Origin of the sequence: Nostoc sp. UCD121 (assembly GCF_014222285.1) — a bacterium.
Taxonomy (GTDB): Bacteria; Cyanobacteriota; Cyanobacteriia; order Cyanobacteriales; family Nostocaceae; genus Nostoc.
Genome location: NZ_JACKZS010000147.1, coordinates 1 through 20,223, shown reverse-complemented (window position 1 = coordinate 20,223; position 20,223 = coordinate 1). Strand labels below are relative to the sequence as shown.

Below are 20,223 nucleotides of genomic sequence, written 5' to 3'. Positions count from 1 at the left end.
ATTATTAATAGGTTAACTAATTATTAATAGGTTAACTTTTTGCCATGTTACATATTGTACTGAGCAAAATGCTTGTACAGATGTAGTTGCAATACAGATCTGAAAAAGATGTAAATATTGAATACTACAAAGCATATACCAGCTTTAATGCTTATCGATTTTGTACTCTGCTGCTTAAGGCGATAGACATAAGCGATCGCATTCTGCTAGTCTGCAAATACAAAAAATGAGCTTGAATTAAGTTTGTCCAGAAATTGTTTGTTGCCGAATAAAGTATTGGCGATCGCGTTGTTCAAGTATCCCTTGCTTGATCAAGGAGCGCAGGATATCTATCGTTTGCACCCGGCTTAAGCCTATCACCTCTTCAATTTCTATCAGAGTAGCTCCTTCAGCTTGCTGAATGTATTGCTGCACTTTAGATTTAACATTATCTGCATTCAAGGCAGGCGCTTTCTTAGCCATGCTATTGGCGGCAGGACGAAAACCATTGGCTTTAATTGCAGAACGGGAGATTGACCATTTTGGAACTGTTGCAACTAATTTTTCTTCTTTAGCAGGAGTCGGGGAAACTGCTTGTTCTTGACTGCGATCATCCCAAACACTGTTATGTAAAATTGCCCGGAAATTTTGCAAGTTTTGGAATAATACCTGAGCCTTTGCTGCCCGCTGTTGGCGGTATTCTTGCTGGCGTTGGCAGACATCTGTTTTTATTTGCAATATTTCCAATTGCCGCTCTACAATCTCTTGCTGAAATTGCTGCTTTTGTAAGTTCCTGTTGTTGTGAAGGCTGGTAACAAAACTGCTCAATTCTTGATGAAGCATATCTGCTTGCATCTGAAATTCTTGTTTAGTTAGCTGTTTCCACTGGTTAACTTGTTGACGGCGTTCAGCAGTTATTTGCAATCGCTGCGATCGCTCTTGTTCCCATAAATTCTTGAGAGCCATCAGATGAAATCTCCTATTTTGTTAACTAGAAATATTAAATATAAATAGGAGCCATGAAGGCTCCCTTTTTCTAATCTGGTGTTAAGCAGCAGATGGAACAGCAGCCTGAGATGTTAAACCAACTGCCTCGGCATATCTTAAGTAAGTTTCAACTGAAGCAATTACAATCCGAGCTTCTATTGATAGCAATTCAATACCAACTAAAGAAACACGTACCCAAGCATCAATTACAATTCCTTTGTCCAAAATGCGGTCAATAACTTCAGCCAGACTTGAAGATGAGTTAACTTTTTCAACAGCCATTTTCTTTTTCTCCCACAACTCTGATTATTGGTTTCATCTTGCTCTGATTGAGCAATAGGTAAAACTTACACAATGTGTTTTATTCTTCCTAAATTTAGGATTCCCAAAAATATCAGAGAAATAGCAGACAATTAAAAAAAACTGAAAAATTAACAATGTTTTTTTGAAAAAAGTTAAATAAAAAATTAACTTATCTTTATTCTTTATTGAAGAAATTTTAAATATTATTTTTTATGAATTTACATGAGAGTATTTTTCAGAAAATGGTAAGGTGGTAAAGATTCGCTCAGTGTCAATTCCCAGTGCGAGCATTGTACCTGCCAGAGGGAAAGCTGCTGCATACTGAGCGTTGAATCGTTGCGTTGTGCCAAAAAGTGGATTTGCCGCACATCTGACTGTCGAGTTTCACAGATAACATTTGTATATGTTTTGAGAATTAACTGGCTCAAGAGTTCCCACTGTTCGCATTGTTGTGCTTCAAATGCTTGCTGTGCTTGGTAGCGTTGTTTTTTCGCCAATAAATAGGCTTTCCCCTTAGCATCAATAGTGTCAGAATCGTCAAGTAAATAACTGGGTGTCAATTTTAAACTGTACTCAACTTTGTCTGCTAGCTGAGTTAGGGCTTCTAGATATTGCTCTTGGTGCTTTTCTAAATGATTCAGCAGTTTTTCTACAGAGCTAAAACCGTTGCCAAAGCGTAGGGGAAGAAGGGGAGTTTGTTGAAAAAGTTCTCGAATTACGCGATCGTGGTTTAATACAGCTTGAAGTAAACGCTCATCCGTTGCTTGTATTGCTTCCAGTGAGATTTCCGGCTCTACGATCGCGGCTAAACCAGAAGAGTAAACGAGTTCAATATTCCTTTCCATCCCGAAGGGTAGAACAAGCGGTGATGGGGTGGGGGCTAGAAGAGCATAAGCGTATATTGACATAAATTTAGGATATTTAAACGAACCGCAAAGGACGCAAAGGACACAAAGTAAGAGAAGGAAGAGAAGGAAGAAACGCTTAACTGAACTGTATTCCGGTATGAGTACTTCTGCTCTGAATTTCTGTGTTTTTTTCAAGTCAGAGATTATTGAGATTGATGCTGATTAGCAAGCATTTGGTATGTAACTTGGAAATCATCATTTGTAATCTGAATCAAGCTGGAGTCAGTCAATCCTTGGGCGCGGTATCGACGAATTGCGCTTAAAGCAGCTTGATTGCTTAACAAAGCCAAGTCTGCCCCATTCCAACCCTCGGTAACTGTCGCCCAGATTTCTAAATCGACATCAACCAGGGGACGATCTAGATTGTGAACTCCTAAAATCGCTAATCGGCTGGCTCGAGCTGGTAGATCGATTTTTATTTGTAAGTCTAATCTTCCTGCTCTGAGCAAGGCAGGATCGAGCGCTTCTGGACGATTGGTTGCTCCTACTAACAGTACTTTCGGGCATTCATGCAACCCATCCAATTCGGTGAGCAGTTGACCGACAACGCGATCGCTAACTCCAGAATCACCGGTGAATCGTCCCCGTGCTGGTGCCAGGGTATCAATTTCATCTATAAACACAACGCAAGGAGCTGCTTGCCGAGCTTTGCGAAAGAGTTCTCTAACTGCCTGTTCTGCGGCACCTACCCATCGGCTGAGTAATTCCGGGCCATTCACAGCAATAAAGTTGGCTCTAGCCTGCGAAGCGATCGCTTTTGCAAGTAATGTTTTTCCCGTTCCCGGCGGCCCCCACAACAGAATCCCACGCGGAGGCTTGGCTTTGGTTTGCTCGTATAGTTCGGGATAGAGGAGTGCGCCTTCAACAGATTCTTGAAGTTTTTGTTTCACATCATCCAATCCACCAATGTCATCCCAACTTACACTAGGTACTTCAACTGCTACATCCCTGAGAACTGAGGGTTTTATCTCCTTAATTGCTTCGAGAAAATCCTGCTGCATGATAGTCATGTTCTCAGGAACGGGACTGTTGAGGGAGGGGACTTGACGACGAAGGGCAATGTAGGCTGCTTTTTGACAAAGAGCTTTGATATCGGCACCAACAAAACCGACAGCCAAATCGGCGATCGCTCCTAAATTAACCGAAGTCTCCAAGGGCATGGCATTTGTCAAAATCGTCAGAATTTCCAATCGTCCATTGCGATCGGGAACCCGAAACTGAACTTCGCGATCGAAGCGCCCCGGACGACGAAGCGCCGGATCGAGATAATCGGGACGATTTGTTGCCGCTAATACAATTACGCCCTCGGTTTTGGCAAACCCATCCATTAACCCAAGCAACTGCGCCACTAGTCTTTTTTCAACTTCACCTTCTACTTGGCTGCGATCTGGGGCAAGGCTGTCAATTTCGTCAATAAATATCAAGCAGGGAGCAGAACGAGTTGCTTTCTCAAAAATACTTCGCAAACGAGCTTCTGCTTCGCCGTAATACTTGCTCATCACCTCTGGGCCATTGATGGCAATGTAGTTTAGCTCTAACTCTTCTGCCAAAACACGGGCTGTTAAAGTTTTTCCCGTACCGGGCGGGCCAACGAGCAAAACCCCACGCGGAGGCTCTAATCCTAATTTCACTAATAAATCTGGACGTTTAAGTGGAATTTCAACTAACTCTCTGATTTCTTGGAGAACATCAGCCAAGCCGCCGATACCTTGCCAAGCAGCTTTTGAGTTCGTCCGAGCTGATGGGGGGGTGACATCAGTATCATCCATTGGTGTAGCTGCATCGGTGGAATTGAATCTGACTCGGCTGGAATTACTTGTTCTCGGAATATTGCCTTGCCGGGGAATACTACTGAGATTATGAGAGCGAATTTGAATAGAAGTTTTTAACTCCCCTTTCTCTACTTTTTCTTCTAAAGCTTTGGCAATTTCTAATAGGTGTTCAAATCCTTTAAATATGTCGTCCATTGATTTTACTTAAATAAAAGGTAGAGAAAAATTTAATTTCTAAAAAATTCAACAGTTTCAATTTTTCTTGCTATTCATACGAACTCTCTATAAAGATGCCCCTAAATATTTTTGAACATAGCGAATTAACTTGAGAAAATCTCTGCGTACCTTTGCGCTCACCTCCGCGTACCTTTGCGTTAAAAAAAAACTATGATTTGACACAGCATCAATAGGGAGAGGAATTAATTTAATTGGAACGGAACAAATAAGTCGGTGAAAAAAACCTAACCATAATTAAGAAGATAAACTAGACTAAAATCCTCTTCCCTCCTGCATCATCCCAACTACAAATATTTACGCCGTTGTACTTAATCGAAGACGAGCAAAGTTATACGGGGCAGTGAAATTGTTGTAGCGAATTCGCAAACGGTTTTCAAATTGGCGATCGAGTGCTTCAACGTGTTCGCTAAATTGTGATTCTGCTTCCCAAGGAATTAGGTAGGCTGAATTGTAGATCATTGTGTCCATTTGGGGAGTATTTTCTACCACCTCGATCGCAATGGAGTTGAGCGTGCTTTTAAATACATCTATGATGCCTTGCTTGCGATCGCTCATTCCCTGTTCGATGGTTTGCCCTATTTGGATTACCCGCTCCATACTCAGGGGTTGGCCCACTAGCTTATCCCTTTCGGTTTTGAGATTTGGGTGTTCTGCCAATAGTCCCTGAATTTCTGCCTCGGTATCCCAAAAAACTTTGACACTAACTTCTCGGCAACCCGATAACTTCGCAAGCAATTGCGTCAATTCTTCTTGATGAGGACGAATTAATTGCTCTGAAACCTTTTCCCAGCTTGAAACCAAAAGTCCGAATTGCACGGGCAGTAAATAGCGATCGCCTCCTTGCATGATCTCCTCAAGGACTTTCTCATGACTTAGCAGGTTACGACGGCTGGCTAAATAACGCTCTTGCTGTGCTTCCGAGTAGATGACTGCAAAATCATCCAAAATTTTAATTTGTACAGGTTGCCGATCTAAGCCCTCTAAATTTAAATTTTGTGGAGCAGGCAAGGTCAAAATTCCATAAATGTAAAAACTCATATAAATGTCTTACCAAGAAGAATGTAGATAAAAAAGTTACAGGGGTTTAGAAGTGAGTACTAATCTTAACTTGGCATGAACTAAGCTTAACTGAGCCAGTCCTAAATCCAAGTCACCTTCAACCACAACACCCGTATTTAATAGGCGATCGAGAAGTTCTAAAATAGAAGGTTGACTAGAGGTTTCACCGGGGTAATATCCTCCAGATTGGGGAAGTAAATTTCCCATTTCACCCAAGTTAATATTTAGATCGGCTGGGTCAACATCAAATATCTCGCAAAGTTTAACAACCTGTTGTTCAAGCTGTTGAAGGCTTTCGGCAGCTCGATCTAGTTCAGAGTCGCTGAGGTTGCCAGCATCCATTCGCCGAATCACCTGAGCTTCCATGAGTTGGCGTATCAGTTCAACAACCGTCAGTAACAACGGCGCTAAACCGGAATCGGAACCTTTTGATTTGCTAATCGCCTGCATTCTGATGATTAATAGGATTGAGTGCTTTGAGCGATCGCAGTTCTGTTTCTAGACTGGCAAGACGCTCTTGAAGTTGTTGATTAGTTGCTAATAAGGCGTGAGTTTGACTATTAAGATAGGGGTCGCTCTCCCACCAGTTAATTCCAATTTCTTTGGCTTTATCAACAGAAGAAATCAACAAACGAATCCGAATGTTGAGCAATTCTGTGGAGCCTACGGAAATAGAAATATCTCCTGCTATAACAATGCCTTTATCCAGAACCCGTTCTAGAATATCTGCCAAGGTAGAACCTTGAGTTGATGTGGTGATAGCTCCCCGATTAGTATTAGTACTCATTTGTTTATTAAATGGCCAGAATCAAGAGCAACTGTTTGTGAGATGTTCGGCGACTCGGCATTGCCCTGCATTTGGACTAATACTCCCTGTTCTCTGAGAGATTTGAGTGCAGCCACAATTTGACTGCGATCGATCCCTAACTCTACTGCCAATTCAGAGAAACGCCTTCCTGGAGAATTACACAGGTAGTTGTAGACTTCATGCTCGTAAGGTACTCGCTGTTCCAATACAATCTGATTTTGGTTGTTTGGTATTATCTCTGACGGCTGAGATTGAGTATTTATACGATGATAGAATTCACTTGAAACCTCTTCCAGTAGCCGAGTTGCTTCCATAAGAGGCTGATTCGTGCGAGAAAGCAGGATATCAGCACAAATATCTTGGAAGCTAGGATCTCCAGGGTTTACGGAAATTTCGTGTTCGTGGCAGATTTTGGCAATCATCAGACAGGAACGCAATCCACCGCCCTGTCCAGAACTAGATCGACTCCAAAACATCCGTACTAAGCGGACAATTACTTCTGCCTTCTCAGAATCTATGCCTGTTTTATGAACTACAATTTCCTGCTGACTCAGTTCATCAGGTGTAGGCATATCGATGGTAATAACACGATCCATCAAAGCATCCTGAGTTGCATGAACTCCACAATACTCTTGAGGATTTGATGTTAAGATTGCCCGAAACTGAGGATGAACCCGGATATACTCGGCTCGATGTTGGTTTGTTGGTAATACTAACAACCTCTCTTCAAGTACGGAGAGTAATACGTTATTTACCTCCGGGTGCGATCGATTGAATTCGTCGTAAACGAGCGTAAATCCTTCTTTACAAGCTAGGGTTAATCGTGCATCAACCCAATGTTGTCGGAGTTCATCCTCAACTTTAACAACGCTGTGAATATAGTTATCAACAACCTTTTTACGGGTATAACCTAATTGATTACCAATCAAGTCTGAGGTTTTAAACTCATCATCTCCAAATAAGAGGATGATCGGCTGATTGAGCAAATCAGCTAGATGCATTGCCAGAGTAGTTTTTCCGACTCCGGCTGCACCACGCAAATGTATTGAAAAACCTGACTGTAGATAGCGCAAAGCACGTTGAGCGACGCGTTGAACAGCAGGTGTATTGACAAATCGCTGGGGAGATGCATTTAATACTGTTGTCAAACTTTAAGTACCTCCTCAATAGTAATGTGTTATACAAAAGTATTTTTTGTTACATTGCAAATATAAAATACAGATGTCAATCAGCCTTAACTGGACTCAAATCCAACGGATTTTGGCATCAACACAAGACTAGTAATGTTTAATATTTATGTCATCAGCATGATTACGGTGTTGAGAGGATACCTTTAAGAAGTCCACACAGGTGTAAAGCAATATGGTTCTGCGCTTCTTACTATTACCGATTACTGGCCCATTAATGGGGGTAACGTGGCTTGGGGAAAAAATTTTAGAACATGCGAGTACTGAAATTGATGATAAAGAGAATCTCAGCAAGCAACTTCTTGCACTCCAACTTGCTTTTGATATGGGGGAAATTCCTGAAGAAGAGTTTGAAATTCAGGAAGAAGCCCTTTTATTAGCGATTCTGGAAGCAGAACAGGAGGAACGCGAGCAAACACAAGAGTATTGAAATTCTTTCCTAGCTTGTGTGATTTATTGCTTTAACTAACGTGCGCCTCCGGTGGAGACTCACGTTAATTTTAAAAACGTTGTTAGCTATTATACTTAAATAAATTATGCTTCTACTATACAAGTATTAATTTTAGGACTTACGCAACTGGCATATTATTTTTAGTTTGTAGTGAGGACTTTAGTCCTCACTACAAACTAAAAGTTTTAATTTTTTGTGACACTTGCGTAATTCGTAAATTTAATGGAAGCTTTACCCGATAATTGGGCAGATATTCAACCTGATACCGTATATCTTTCAATCAGTGGTCTGCTAGTTTTATTTGGCAGTGAACAAATAAAGCTGGGATTAAAATATGATCGGAAGGGGAAACATTTAAAAGCCATTGAGAAAGGGCTTGTACCTCCTCGCGGTAATGTTGGGTTAGTGGCTTCCCAAGAATCTGGCTACGATTTGAAATCTAAAGTCTTAGGTAAAGGTGGCGACCGCCGATTTCATGCAAAATTCATTGATGGTATATTGCACTTCCCTGGTTTGGTAACAGAACATTAAACCCACATAACTATGACAAGACTCGAATTAAAAAATCATCAAGTTTGGCAAGATTTAACTGAAATATTACAAAGTTTAGATGCTAATCTTCTTGTTCAAGAACATCTTGACCAGTGTGATTATAAAGTGTGTGGCTATTGGGATGAACAAGATGAATATTATGAAAAAATTACGTTACCTCGTACCCTAGAAGCCGAATTAGTTAGCAGTTCAATAGGCGTTAATCACGAAGAACGTTTTTTACAACTAAAGTTTTTGCTCATAGCTGATGCTGTTGATAATACGAAAACTGCAAGTAGCAATGCTCAAAAACTTGGTGAATTGGTTCTTGTTTATGATGAAAATCTAGAATTTATTGATGAGAATTGGCTTTTAGATGTCGATTCTTCATTCCTTGTGAAGCTATCTGGCTAATTTTAGGGAATTGAGTAGAAATAAGAAATAACTAAGCAACGAATTTTGGTGCCTAGCGCAAAGCTGAGTTGGGTTTCATTCCGTTCAACCCAACCTACGCATCTTTATCTATCTTGCATTTATATACTATGACAGAGATATATCATGCTTAGTAAATACGCTAAAACCATCTAAAAACTCAATAACTGCTTCATTTTCACATAATGGTTGATCCTGTTCGTTAAGCATCACTTTATACGGACGATTACAAGTAAAACAGAAATCTTGAAAAAAAAATGTCCAACCACAGTCAGCAACAAATGTTTTAAGTATGTGCCAAAGATTGTCTTCAGGAAAGCATTGTAATTCAGAAATGCAGTAATCGAGTAAGCAGCAGACACTACACTCTGCATCTGGCACCACTAAACCAGATACCAAAAAATGCCACAATCCCTCTAGCCGTCTTTGCTGATTTGTTTTTGCAGATTTCCAAACTGGAGATAATTTTTCACTATCACGCAAATTTACAGGTATAAGGCTATGTATAATTGACCAAAATCTCAACTGCTTTTGAAGATAGTTCCATAGACAAATATCCAACTGACTCCCAACTTTTTCGATTAATGGCGATACAATATATCGATGAAATGTATTACTGAAAAGCCATTTTTTAAGTAATTGCTTCTCAATCCGCCTAATGAGGTTATTAAGTTTTCGAGGATTACACCAATCTTCATGCGGATAAATACAGTTGAGAAAACTTAAATTAGCTATACCAAATGGACTATCAAAAAAAATTATGTCGAATTCTTCTACACTAGTTATTTGCTTATAAATAGCTTTAATCGTTTGAGTCGCTTTTTGTGTATCAATAGGTTGTGTTGAAAGTGCTGCTAACTGCCACTTTCTCTTATATTCACAAAGTAAAGCTTCCTGATGTGGTGTTAACTCAGAAATTAGTTGCATTAATTATTGAGGAAATTGTTAGTTTATTTCTATAACTTAGAAGTTATTGCAATTTAACAGTGTGCCAATAAGCTGGCTTGAGAATCTAATTGACCTAAGTAATATCTTAATGCCTTTCTGAATTACCACTCCTTAAGTCGAGTGTAATAGCAACGAGTTTGGGCAGCAACCTTAAGATTAATAAGTAAAATTTTCATGTTGTCTTCCCCCACGATTCCGACATCCAAAAACGCGATCGCCCCTGCTTGGTGCGACTGAGCAAGGAAGTTGCGAAGAATAGGCAGCTGAAATCTTAGTACTTAGTATTCCAATGTTAAGGTTTTGAATTTTGGTGTATTGTCCTCTAAATCAGTCTTTACTTGCTGATGGATCGTGTTATCTTCAGCAATTGTTTGACTGTTTAAAATAGCAAGACGCTGCTGAATCTGATGTCGGCGTGCTTCGAGTTTCTCTAGTTCCTCCTCTAAACGCTCCTTCTCTAACATCATTTTGTAAGCATTTAAGTAAGCTGTTGCTTGAGAACGTTGAGGAGGCATGGTGCTAAATTTGGCTTGAATTTGTCTGCGGTTTGGAGTGCGATGCATAATAAATTTCTCTTTGGGTATGAAAGTATTTAGTCTAATTAGCCGTTAAAATAAACAGGTAGCTGCTCCTTGGATGCGTTCTAAAGGCTGAACTGAGCGAGGAAGCATTGGTAAGCGAACTATTGTCAAACCTGGAAAATTTTTATCGCAGTCATTGCAATTAATGGTTGCTGTAGAAGTAAAGCGGTTTAGAACAAGGTAATTCTGGCTCACACCTATTTCTTGCATAGATTTGAACAGGCGTTGTTGTTCGGCAAGTACACTAGTCTGGTTAAGTGTAACCCCAATGAACTCTGCTTGTTGTGGGTCTTTTAGCACTTTTTGGGCTTTAACTACACGCTGTCGCAGAGTTCGTAAACGTCCCATAAACTCTGTACGACCAAGGACATTCTGATACTTGATCCAGAGTTTGAAAATCCAAGCTAGCCAGTCTGCTAATGCAGTTGGCATTTCTAGAAAACGCAGAAGATGACCTGTAGGAGCAGTGTCTAAAATAATCAAGTCTTCTTCTTGTTGCTCTAGCAATTCCATTACTGTTAACAGGGAAAGTATTTCATCAATCCCTGGTAAAGCTTGATCGACAATTTTGCGCCAGGCAACAGGAGCATAGGCCATTTCAATAGATTCGCTTGTTTGGGTTTCACCACTCATCATTTCGGCCAGTTCCCATAGGTAATCGGCTCTGAATTGATCGACAATGCGATCGCCATCTACTTCCTGACCTCGAAGATTGGCAGTTATTTGATATGGTTCGTGTCCTAAACTCAGACCAAAGGCATCACCCAAGGAGTGGGCTGGATCGATAGAAACCATGCGAATTTTGCGATCGGGATGTTGTTGAGCCATAGCCCAACCAATGGCTGCTGCTACTGTGGTCTTGCCTACTCCACCCTTACCGCCAATTAGTAACAGGCGACGACCTTCGGTCAGAAAATCTCCAAAGCTAGGAGGAATTTTGTCAGGCCATTGAATTGGAAGTAGATGAACAGGAGATAGCGGTTCAAGCTGAGGAATATGGATTTGGTCGATCAGATGGCTGAGGGCTACAATTCCCAAAGGCTCCTGATCTTGCTGTGGCAGAATAAACATCGGCTTTCCGTTAGCAAGAGCCGTATACTGGCTGATAAGCGGTTGTTGTTCTTGGTAACGATCTGGGTCAGTCGCACTAGCAAGGATCTGGTTGACAAACAACCCTCCACAAGGAACCTGCATGGTTTGTAAGGCTTCTAGGAATCGTTTTGACTCCAACCAACTCATTGGTTCGGCGATCGCAACTAACAAACAAGCTGTATGAATGGGATCTTGAAGCAGACGACGACCTTGTGACAGTTCAGCTTTCAGGGTTTGCAAAAACTCGTCAGCGCGATCGGGTGTGTAACTTCCAGCAAAGGTCTTGCTAATAATCCGATGCTTTTCTTGAAACAGTTCAAGAGAGTGGAGGAAAGTGTCTAAAAAATCCATCAATCCAAACAAGTTGAGAGTATGACCGCTAGGAGCCATATCAACTACTACTCTATCTACCTGCTGCTCGTTTAAAAGGCGTTGGATCTCTAACAAGCCCATCAACTCGTCTAGTCCAGGCCAATTTAAATCCCAAACTGGAGACAAGTCTTCTCCTTCAACAAAACTACCGCGCTCCACTAACAGTTCTAACACCTGACCATAACGTTCTTTAAAGTCTTGTAGCAGACGTTTTGCATCCAACGCCCTTACTAGTAGATTGGGTAGTTCCGTTATGGGACGAGGAATGTCATCAACGCTAACTTGTAAGACATCTCCAAGAGAGTGAGCCGGATCGGTTGAGATTAAAAGAATTTGCTCATTGGCAAATTTCTGCGCCCAACGACATGCAAAGGTGCAGGAGATTGTCGTTTTTCCGACTCCACCTTTGCCGCTAAACATAGCAAGGTGTAGGTTATCAAAAAGTTCCATCCCGTTTGTCATTTCTGGCGTTTTAAGATAAAGTTACTACATATTTTTGAAAGTTACTTAAGTAATTTTGCTGAATAAAGCTATTTAAAACCTTAATCTTTCACGGATGGGATGGCTGGTAATTAATTTTGTTGATTTATTACTTACAAAGATTAGCCGATGAACTATAACTGAGGTAAAGATTTAGCCAGAGGTATCCAAAGGTAAGGAGATAAGATGGTTAACAGTTCTGAAGGCGATATAAATATTGGGTGTAATGTCCAATGTATTTCTGAATACGACTTTTTTTCTGACAGTAATTTTGAGGATATTCATTGCCGTCCACTCAAAAAACACTCTCCCTATTTAGGATTAAAAACTTTTGAAATTAAAGATAAAAACAAATTTTTTGGTCGGGATAAGTGGATTGCTAATCTGGGCGATCACTTAAAAAAACATAATGTACTCTTGCTTTTAGGAGCATCAGACACTGGCAAATCATCATTGATTCGGGCAGGTTTAATTCCTTATTTAGGATACAATAAAAATTCATTAATTAATATAAGCTTTCACCCGGATGAAAATCCTTTTAAATCTCTTTATCAATGTCTTGCTTCTACTTATGGTAAAAAATCGCAAATAGCGGATATTGCTCGAAATATTAAAGAAAATTTGCTAATTCAAATTGTCACCCTCCTCAAACAAGATTATCAGTGCGTTCTGATTTTTATTGACCAATTTGAAGAACTATTTACGAAAACTCAAAAACCGGAACGTGATAAATTTTTTGCTAGTCTCTTTCAATTGATCCAGCAGCAGGATAGCTCTGTCAAAATTGTTTTAACAATGCGATCTGATTTTTTGGATAGATTTAGTGAGTATCCCCAACTTGCGAAGATCCACGATCACTATAGTCGTATACTCACTAGAATGAGCGATGGAGAATTAAAGTTAGCGATCGCTGAACCTGCTGCTAAAAATGGCGTTACCTTTGAACAAGGGCTAGTTGAACAAATTATTCATGATTTTCACCAACAAAATGATTATTTACCACTTCTGGCATACACCTTAGATGTGCTGTGGGAAAGGGAAAATATTGCAACCCGGGTTCTGAAGACAAAGACTTATAAAGAACTAAAAGAGCAAAGGTTTGGTTATTTAAGCGAACAAGCTAATCAATTTATTAATACTATTGTTGGATCGCGCGATCGCCATTTGAGAGAAAAAGAACAAGAGATTCAAAAGTTAAACCTTGCACTGACAGAATTAAAACTGCGCGAACAATCCGCCAGGGTTTTGAATTTACTTCCTGTCCAACCGCTAGAGGGTTTGGTGCTGGCAATTCAAACAATGGGTGAAAATCTAGAGAAATACCCAAACCAGCTTCTAGCTCCTGTTTTGGGAAGCTTAAAGGAAGCAATGAACACACCCACAGAGGCAAACAGCTTGCGCGGACACGAGCTAGAGGTGAATTCTGTAGCCTTTAGTCCTGATGGCAAGTTTATTGCCAGTGGCAGTAGCGATTCTACGGTGTGCTTGTGGAATATCATTGGCAATCCTACTGCTCAATTTTTGTTGGGGCACGAGCTAGAGGTGAATTCTGTAGCCTTTAGTCCTGATGGCAAGTTTATTGTTAGCGGCAGTATTGACGGAATTTTGTGTTTATGGGATCTACAAGGTAATCTCATTACTCAACCGTGGCAGGGACATGAGGAAGGAGTTATTTCCGTCGCCTTTAGCCTAAATGGCGATAGCTGCGCCAACCCCTCCGGGGTACGCATTGTCAGTGTTGGTTTTGACGGAACAGTGTGTTTGTGGGATTTACAAGGTAACGCCATTACTCAACCTTGGCGCGGACATAAGGAAGGAGTTATTTCCGTCGCCTTTAGCCTAAATGGCGATGGCTGCGCCAACCCCTCCGGGGTACGCATTATCAGTGTTGGTTTTAACGGAACGGTGTGTTTGTGGGATTTACAAGGTAACACCATCACTCAACCCTGGCACAAACATGAGGCAAAAATTATTTGCGCCGCCTTTAGCCCCGATCGCAAGTTTATTGTCAGTGGTAGCAGTGATTCTACAGTGCGGTTGTGGGACATCCAAGGTAATCCCATCGGTCAACCTTGGCACGGGCATGAAGGACACGTAAATTCTGTAGCGTTTAGCCCTAATGGCAAGTTTATTATTAGTGGTAGCTGCGATCGCACAATACGCTTGTGGAATATCAATGGCAACCCCATCACTCAACCTTGGCGGGGACATGCAGGACAGGTTAATTCCCTAGCTTTTAGCCCCGATGGCAAGCTGATTATCAGTGGTGGCGATCGCACTGTGCGTTTGTGGGAGCTACATCAAATACTACAAGATCGGGTCATCGGGCGATCGCAGGGCAAATATGAGAGTTGGGTCAATTCTGTCGCCTTTAGCCCTGATGGTAAGTGGATTGCCAGTGCTAACAATGATTCGACAGTGCGCTTGTGGGATATAGACGGCAACCCCATTGGTCAACCTTGGCAGGGACATGAAAAAGAAGTCAATTCTGCCGCCTTTAGCCCTGATGGTAAGTGGATTGTCAGTGCCAGCAATGATTTGACAGTGCGCTTGTGGGATATAGACGGCAACCCCATTGGTCAACCTTGGCAGGGACATGAGTATTGGGTAAATTCCGCAGCTTTTAGCCCTGATGGTAAACTGATTGCTAGTGGTAGTCTTGATGGAACAGTCCGCTTGTGGCAATGTGGGTGGCAAGAATGGTTGCAAGTTTGCTGTAACAGGTTACATTATCATCCCGTCTTTCAAAATCCTGAAAATAGCAGTGATATAGAAATTGCCCACGAAACTTGTCAAAAATATGTATGGAATCCACAATGCCCTAAACAGTTGCACAACCAAGGTGCAGCAAAGCTAAAAGAGAAAGCTTTTTCAGAAGTTTTGGAGGACTTTAAGCAAGCAGTTCAACTTAATTTCACATCGCACTGGAAACATAGCCTTGCTTGGCAATCAGTACCCACAGAGAACCAATAACTCGGACTACGGTTGACAACTGCAATAAAAGTTTTGAATGCATCCTGCGCCGCTTCTAAAGAGGTTGATGTCACCCCAGCTGTATTACCATCTAGTAGTCTACCAAGGAAACTTTGCGTTGTGGTCAGCAGAGGAGCGGAGGGGCAGAGGGGCAGAGGGGAAAGACTTATACAATCTCTCCCCTGCTCCCCTGCTCCCTTGCTTACCTCCACGTAGCAATTTTGGGTTGGTACACTACTAGCAATACCTTAGCCAAAAGAAGAGGGTGAAGAGATAGGTGGTCGTGCTATCACCATTACTTGAACTTGCAGGCTTCTATCAAGCACCTTACAGATTTAAAACCGAGGTATCCGTTGATATTGTTGCACAAGGAGATAATGATGAAATTTTACGGGGCAGAATTGATGTTTTAGTTCTGCAAGGTAAATTATGGATTGTCCTAATTGAATCAAAAAAGACGACCTTTGATTTAGAATTGAATGGCACTAAGAAAAGCTCTAAGGTATGCGGAATAGGGGTTACAGCTTTTAATGCCAGAGAGCGCAGTAATTAATGGCACAAGTAGCTGCGATGCCTTCTCCTGTCCTTGACGCTGCGCGAACGGCAACGTCAAGGACGAACGCTGATGAAGAGATGATGTACAGTTGCCTAAAAAGTTTCTGGAGGTAGAAAAAGCTTACTCGTCCGTGAAATACTTTTCTGAGACGAATAAGCCAACATCATAAACACTACTGTGACACTAAGAGTACAAATCCTCAAGGATAAATTTAACCAAAGTTTAGGTTTACCTTTCAAAGAACTATTACCGGAATCGGTGATCAGACTTGCAATATCTGAGCTAAAAATCAAATATAAAAAGCGATTATTTGACCCAATTATAACGTTGTGGGCGTTTTTATCGCAGGTTTTAGATCCGGATAAAACTTGCCATAATGCTGTGAGTAAAATAATTGCTTATTTAGCTGGTGAAGAAGTAGAAATTCCGTCAACAGATACAAGCGGATATTGTCAAGCTAGGGCAAGATTACCAGAAAAATTATTAGAGAAACTTTTCAACTCAACGGCACAAAATCTAGGAGAAAAAGTTACAGAAGAATATTTATGGTGTGGTCGAAATGTGAAGGTAATAGACGGTTCATCTGTTTCCATGCCTGACACTGTAGAGAACCAAAAAGAATACCCTCAAACCAGTAGTCAACAGCCCGGATGTGGGTTCCCTATTGCCAAAATTGGTGTGATATTCAGTTTATTTACAGGAGCCGCTACTGCGCTCTGCATAGACGTTTTTAACACTCATGATATTAAATTAGCGAGGAGGTTGTACAGTTTTCTCAAACCCAACGATGTACTTTTAGGGGATAGAGCTTTTTGCGCTTATGCCGATATGGTTACGATTACCAAACTCGATTGTGATGCTATATTTCGGAAGCATCAATCTCGCACAGCAACCATGCGAAAAGGCAAAATTGTTGGAGATTGTGACAAATTAGTTACTTGGTATAAGCCTAAAAGTTGTCCAAAAGGATTGAATAAAGATGAATTTGATGCTCTACCTTCTTCCATCACTGTGCGGGAAATTTACTACTACATTGTTATTCCTGGTTTTCGCACTCAACAAGTCAGCTTAATTACTACTCTTTTAGATAAATCTTCTTATTCTACTCTCGAAATTGTTGGACTTTACGGTAAACGTTGGGATGTTGAATTGGATTTAAGACATCTTAAAACTACTTTGGGAATGGATGTTTTGCGCTGTAAAACCCCCTCAATGGTACGCAAAAAAATTTATGTTTATTTGCTTGCCTATAATTTACTTCGTAGTTTGATGTGGTCTGCGGGTACTACTTACGGTAATCCTCCGTTACGCCTATCACTGCAAGGTACTCGCCACCATTTAAATAACTTTATTCCCAAATTCTTAGCTGCAACTTCAACAAAACGTTTTCAAATTTATTGGACTTTACTTAAAGTTATTGCTCACAAGGCTGTTCCCGACCGTCCTGGACGCAGCGAACCACGAGTCACTAAACGTCGCCCCAAAGCTTACCCCAGATTGACCAAGCCCAGATATGAATTACGTCATCAATTGCAAACTGCTTAATTGATAAGGCTTTCCGCTTTTCTTAGTGCCATTCGATAATCATTTTAGACCCGCTATGGTAGTGTCTGGTGATAGCAGAGCAATAATTCCCCCAACAAACACCACTTAGTAAAATAAATTTCCATGATGTCATGCGTTTAAACTGGCGAATGACTTCTTCTTCTAGTGGTTGAGGTGTCCAATCTTGGAGTGAGGCGATCGATAAATTGTGTCGGGTTAGCATTTCCTGGGCTTTAGCTGCGGCGGCGCTTGCCTCTGCTTCGTTGGGAGATTGGCTCAGTGCGAATAGTTTTCTAATTTTGTCAGCGATTTTTTCTAGTTCTAACACCTGTGTCTGCATTGGTATCACTTAAGCAAGTTTTGAAAGGAAATATCTTTTTTAATATACTTGTGTAAAATGAAAAATGTAGCTAATTTTTATTCATACATAGCAAGCTTTGTAGCAATTATTCCTGCTAAAAACGGATATTCGTGATAAAGCCATGATTACTGAAAATGATGATTCAGTCGATGCAGTGAATGAACTGGTGAGAAAAATCTCTATTAAAGAAACTCAGCTAAAAATAGCCCAAGAATCGAATCTCATTCATACTGCTGAAGTGTTAGAAAACCAACTATCCCAATTACAACAAGAATTGGGAGATAATTCAGACACACAATTGCAATCGTTGATGAGCTTGTAAAATGCTTACGATGGCAACTGAGCTTTTTAAAAGTGGGGCTCACACCTGCGCTAAAATATGATGTCCCCATTCTGAAATAAGGGCAATTGAATCGCTTGTGACTGTTTGGCATTGTCAACGTTAGAGAAAGAAATCCCCAACAATCTGATAGTACGATTCTCCAGTTCAATTTTATCCTCAAGCTAAACTGTACCCGTTGTCAAAATTTGAATTTGGAATTGCTGATCGCCGGGTATCTGGAGCATGGCGAAGATTTGGGGGATTGGTCAGCATTTGAAATGCTGGCTGTTCTTTGGGGGTTATCCTTCTCTGGTTCTGGCACAAAACCGAAATAAATCCCTAGCCTTCGTGGGTGGATCGTCCTGGATTTCTCACCATATCTCATTAATTAAATAAGTAATGAGTAATAAGTAAGATTCTTTACTCATTACTCATTACTCATTACTTATTACTTCACTTGCGAAGGGATCAGGGGAGCTTGTGAGAAATGCGGGATCGTGGGCGTAGTCGATTATTCGTTTGTAATTTGGCTGGAGATTTATTTTTATGGATCTCCCCTACTGGGGCGGTTGATACCTCTGTTGGGTAATGGTTTCCCGTAATCTTTATACTTTATTCGTGGAATAGGTTCATAGTAAGCTGAATGAGCAAGTGCCTTGAAAGTAAGTGTTCTTGAGACAAATGACATCATTAACTAATCCAGAAAAAGACCGATATAATCTAACTGCCCCAGAAGTCTTTGCCAATCCCTATCCTACTTATCGTCGGATTTTGCAACAAGAGCCTGTTTACTGGAATGATTTTTTGGGGGGCTGGTATCTGATGCGTTATCAAGACGTTGCATTTGCAATGCAAGACAAACGGATTTCGGCTAAACGTCCGCCAATTAGCAAATTATCCCAATTAGAGCAACAGAATATATTTCCACTTTTGGAAAGTTTATCAAAGTGGATGCTGTTTTGCGACCCCCCAGAACACACACGTCTACGCACGCTATTTAATAAAGCATTCACTCCTCATATTATTGGCAGTATGGCACCCAGTATTCACTCTTTAGTAAACCAACTTATCGATGGTATTTATAAACGGGGTAACATAGATATTATTCATGATTTAGCTTACCCAATACCTGCAATCGTTATTACACAAATGCTGGGTGCAAATTCCGAAGACTACGAACAGTTTAAGAAATGGTCATCAGATTTCGCTAAATTTTTTGGACTGTTCCGTATGGACACAGAAATTTTGACTAATGCTAAAAAAAGTCTTCTGGAAATGAAACAATACTTCCACTTCATACTGGAAGAACGTCGTTGTCAACCCCAAGATGATCTCATAAGTAGCCTCATCTTTGCACAAGAGAAAGAAAATTCACTTGATGACGAAGAAATTTTATCAAATTGTGTTTTCTTAACCTTTGCAGGCCATGAAACTACCACTAACTTAATTGCTAATGGCTTACTTGCTTTACTCACAAATCCCAGTCAGATGCAAAAGTTAAAGAATGACCCTTCCTTAATCACAACTGCTGTGGAGGAGTTTTTGCGCTACGATAGCCCAGTACAACGGCAAGCCCGCATAGCACTTACCGATCTCGAAATCAATGGTCAACAAATTCGCCAAGGGCAGCGCCTATTTCTAGCGATTGGTTCTGCTAACCGTGACCCTGAGCAATTCTTCAATCCGGACAAATTAGATATTACACGTTCACAAAACCCGCATTTAGCTTTTGGCAAAGGAACCCACTTTTGCCTCGGCGCATCCCTTGGCAGACTTGAGGCACAAATAGCTATAAATACCATTGTCCAACGCTTGCCTAATCTGCGGTTAGATACAGATCGGATTGAATGGTATGAAAACCCTTCCTTGAGGGGCATGAAATCAATGCCTGTTGCTTTCAATTTTTGAAATACTTCCCTTGAAGTGTAATAGATTTTTGTTTCAGGGATATCCATAGAAATAGAACTAAGTCAATCACTTCCAAGTGATATCTGCATTTTGAAATAGTGGCAGTTGAATGACTTGAGTCTGTTTGGCGTTATCCAAATTAGACAAGGAAATCCCCAGCAACCTGATACTGCGGTTTTCCAAATCAATAGATTCAAACAGCGCTTTGGCTATCTCAAAAATCGTAGAGAGTTCGCTGATGGGAGCAAGCATTGTCTTACTGCGGGTTAGCTGCTGATAATCAGAGAATTTGACTTTCAATGTTAATGTGCGTCCTCGTGTTTCATGCTTCTCTAACCGTTGCTCGACAATTTTGGCAATCTGTTCGAGTTCTTGTAACATCTGGCTGATATCACTTAAGTCCTGTGCAAATGAGGTTTCTGCACCAATGG

Annotated in this window: 21 protein-coding genes and 1 pseudogene; 9 read left to right on the top strand and 13 right to left on the bottom strand. The window is 40.8% G+C overall.

What is annotated here, in order from left to right; all coding sequences use genetic code 11:
• Positions 1–237 precede the first annotated feature (237 nt).
• The 8 genes from GNF10_RS25260 to gvpN all read right to left on the bottom strand — a co-directional run bounded on the left by GNF10_RS25260 (position 238) and on the right by gvpN (position 7,201).
• The gene (locus tag GNF10_RS25260) at positions 238–945 is read right to left on the bottom strand and encodes a gas vesicle protein GvpC (RefSeq protein WP_185587070.1); all 708 of its coding nucleotides are present in this window, start codon (positions 943–945) and stop codon (positions 238–240) included.
• Between the two features lie 81 nt (positions 946–1,026).
• Positions 1,027–1,248 carry a gas vesicle structural protein GvpA gene (gene gvpA, locus GNF10_RS25255; RefSeq protein WP_012408764.1) on the bottom strand — a complete coding sequence of 74 codons (222 nt, stop codon included), beginning with the start codon at positions 1,246–1,248 and terminating at the stop codon, positions 1,027–1,029.
• A 239-nt stretch (positions 1,249–1,487) separates the two neighbouring features.
• On the bottom strand, positions 1,488–2,177 hold the full coding sequence (locus GNF10_RS25250) for a GvpL/GvpF family gas vesicle protein (RefSeq protein WP_185581972.1): 690 nt from the start codon (positions 2,175–2,177) through the stop codon (positions 1,488–1,490).
• A gap of 143 nt (positions 2,178–2,320) precedes the next feature.
• A complete protein-coding gene (locus tag GNF10_RS25245) occupies positions 2,321–4,144 on the bottom strand; it encodes an AAA family ATPase (RefSeq protein WP_185581974.1) in 1,824 nt (607 codons plus the stop codon).
• Positions 4,145–4,480: 336 nt separating this feature from the next.
• Positions 4,481–5,224, bottom strand: coding sequence for a GvpL/GvpF family gas vesicle protein (locus GNF10_RS25240; RefSeq protein WP_185582032.1), 744 nt, complete (start codon positions 5,222–5,224; stop codon positions 4,481–4,483).
• A 36-nt stretch (positions 5,225–5,260) separates the two neighbouring features.
• Positions 5,261–5,695, bottom strand: a complete 435-nt coding sequence (locus tag GNF10_RS25235) for a gas vesicle protein K (RefSeq protein WP_069071675.1) — start codon at positions 5,693–5,695, stop codon at positions 5,261–5,263.
• Positions 5,682–6,032: a gas vesicle protein gene (locus tag GNF10_RS25230; RefSeq protein ID WP_185582033.1), complete on the bottom strand. Its 351-nt coding sequence runs from the start codon at positions 6,030–6,032 to the stop codon at positions 5,682–5,684. Before GNF10_RS25230 ends, GNF10_RS25235 begins: the two co-directional genes overlap by 14 nt.
• Positions 6,029–7,201, bottom strand: coding sequence for a gas vesicle protein GvpN (gene gvpN / locus GNF10_RS25225; protein ID WP_185582034.1), 1,173 nt, complete (start codon positions 7,199–7,201; stop codon positions 6,029–6,031). The genes GNF10_RS25230 and gvpN overlap by 4 nt, the downstream gene beginning before the upstream one ends.
• A 214-nt stretch (positions 7,202–7,415) precedes the next feature.
• On the opposite strand from gvpN, the gene GNF10_RS25220 reads away from it, so the two are divergent.
• From GNF10_RS25220 to GNF10_RS25210, 3 genes are all read left to right on the top strand, one after another.
• A complete protein-coding gene (locus GNF10_RS25220) occupies positions 7,416–7,670 on the top strand; it encodes a gas vesicle protein GvpG (protein ID WP_185582035.1) in 255 nt (84 codons plus the stop codon).
• Positions 7,671–7,913: 243 nt separating this feature from the next.
• Positions 7,914–8,222, top strand: coding sequence for a hypothetical protein (locus GNF10_RS25215; RefSeq protein ID WP_185580489.1), 309 nt, complete (start codon positions 7,914–7,916; stop codon positions 8,220–8,222).
• A gap of 12 nt (positions 8,223–8,234) precedes the next feature.
• Positions 8,235–8,636 (top strand): hypothetical protein, encoded by a 402-nt coding sequence (locus GNF10_RS25210; protein ID WP_114085073.1) that lies wholly within the window; start codon positions 8,235–8,237, stop codon positions 8,634–8,636.
• Between the two features lie 126 nt (positions 8,637–8,762).
• Here the strand turns inward: GNF10_RS25210 and GNF10_RS25205 are convergent, their stop codons facing one another.
• The 3 genes from GNF10_RS25205 to GNF10_RS25195 all read right to left on the bottom strand — a co-directional run bounded on the left by GNF10_RS25205 (position 8,763) and on the right by GNF10_RS25195 (position 12,109).
• On the bottom strand, positions 8,763–9,581 hold the full coding sequence (locus tag GNF10_RS25205) for a hypothetical protein (RefSeq protein WP_185580490.1): 819 nt from the start codon (positions 9,579–9,581) through the stop codon (positions 8,763–8,765).
• Between the two features lie 299 nt (positions 9,582–9,880).
• Complete coding sequence (locus tag GNF10_RS25200; RefSeq protein ID WP_185580491.1) at positions 9,881–10,165, bottom strand: hypothetical protein; 285 nt, start codon at positions 10,163–10,165, stop codon at positions 9,881–9,883.
• 45 nt (positions 10,166–10,210) lie between these two features.
• Positions 10,211–12,109, bottom strand: coding sequence for an ArsA family ATPase (locus tag GNF10_RS25195; protein WP_260446187.1), 1,899 nt, complete (start codon positions 12,107–12,109; stop codon positions 10,211–10,213).
• A gap of 204 nt (positions 12,110–12,313) precedes the next feature.
• Between GNF10_RS25195 and GNF10_RS25190 the strand changes: the two genes are divergently transcribed.
• The 3 genes from GNF10_RS25190 to GNF10_RS25180 all read left to right on the top strand — a co-directional run bounded on the left by GNF10_RS25190 (position 12,314) and on the right by GNF10_RS25180 (position 17,201).
• Complete coding sequence (locus tag GNF10_RS25190) at positions 12,314–15,100, top strand: WD40 repeat domain-containing protein (protein ID WP_185607257.1); 2,787 nt, start codon at positions 12,314–12,316, stop codon at positions 15,098–15,100.
• 283 nt (positions 15,101–15,383) lie between these two features.
• On the top strand, positions 15,384–15,653 hold the full coding sequence (locus tag GNF10_RS25185; RefSeq protein ID WP_260446161.1) for a hypothetical protein: 270 nt from the start codon (positions 15,384–15,386) through the stop codon (positions 15,651–15,653).
• 180 nt (positions 15,654–15,833) lie between these two features.
• Complete coding sequence (locus GNF10_RS25180) at positions 15,834–17,201, top strand: IS4 family transposase (protein ID WP_311774210.1); 1,368 nt, start codon at positions 15,834–15,836, stop codon at positions 17,199–17,201.
• 22 nt (positions 17,202–17,223) lie between these two features.
• Here GNF10_RS25180 and GNF10_RS25175 read toward each other — a convergent pair whose 3' ends face one another.
• Positions 17,224–17,541, bottom strand: coding sequence for a DUF2786 domain-containing protein (locus GNF10_RS25175; RefSeq protein ID WP_185582319.1), 318 nt, complete (start codon positions 17,539–17,541; stop codon positions 17,224–17,226).
• Positions 17,542–17,683: 142 nt separating this feature from the next.
• Here GNF10_RS25175 and GNF10_RS25170 point away from each other — a divergent pair, with 142 nt between their 5' ends.
• The 3 genes from GNF10_RS25170 (at position 17,684) to GNF10_RS25165 (ending at position 19,792) form a co-directional block, all read left to right on the top strand.
• Complete coding sequence (locus tag GNF10_RS25170) at positions 17,684–17,884, top strand: hypothetical protein (RefSeq protein WP_185582318.1); 201 nt, start codon at positions 17,684–17,686, stop codon at positions 17,882–17,884.
• A 212-nt stretch (positions 17,885–18,096) separates the two neighbouring features.
• Positions 18,097–18,219: a hypothetical protein gene (locus GNF10_RS38860; protein WP_260446160.1), complete on the top strand. Its 123-nt coding sequence runs from the start codon at positions 18,097–18,099 to the stop codon at positions 18,217–18,219.
• Positions 18,220–18,565: 346 nt separating this feature from the next.
• On the top strand, positions 18,566–19,792 hold the full coding sequence (locus GNF10_RS25165) for a cytochrome P450 (RefSeq protein WP_185582317.1): 1,227 nt from the start codon (positions 18,566–18,568) through the stop codon (positions 19,790–19,792).
• A 66-nt stretch (positions 19,793–19,858) separates the two neighbouring features.
• Here the strand turns inward: GNF10_RS25165 and GNF10_RS25160 are convergent.
• Positions 19,859–20,223, bottom strand: a pseudogene (locus GNF10_RS25160) (DNA polymerase IV); the annotation flags it as partial.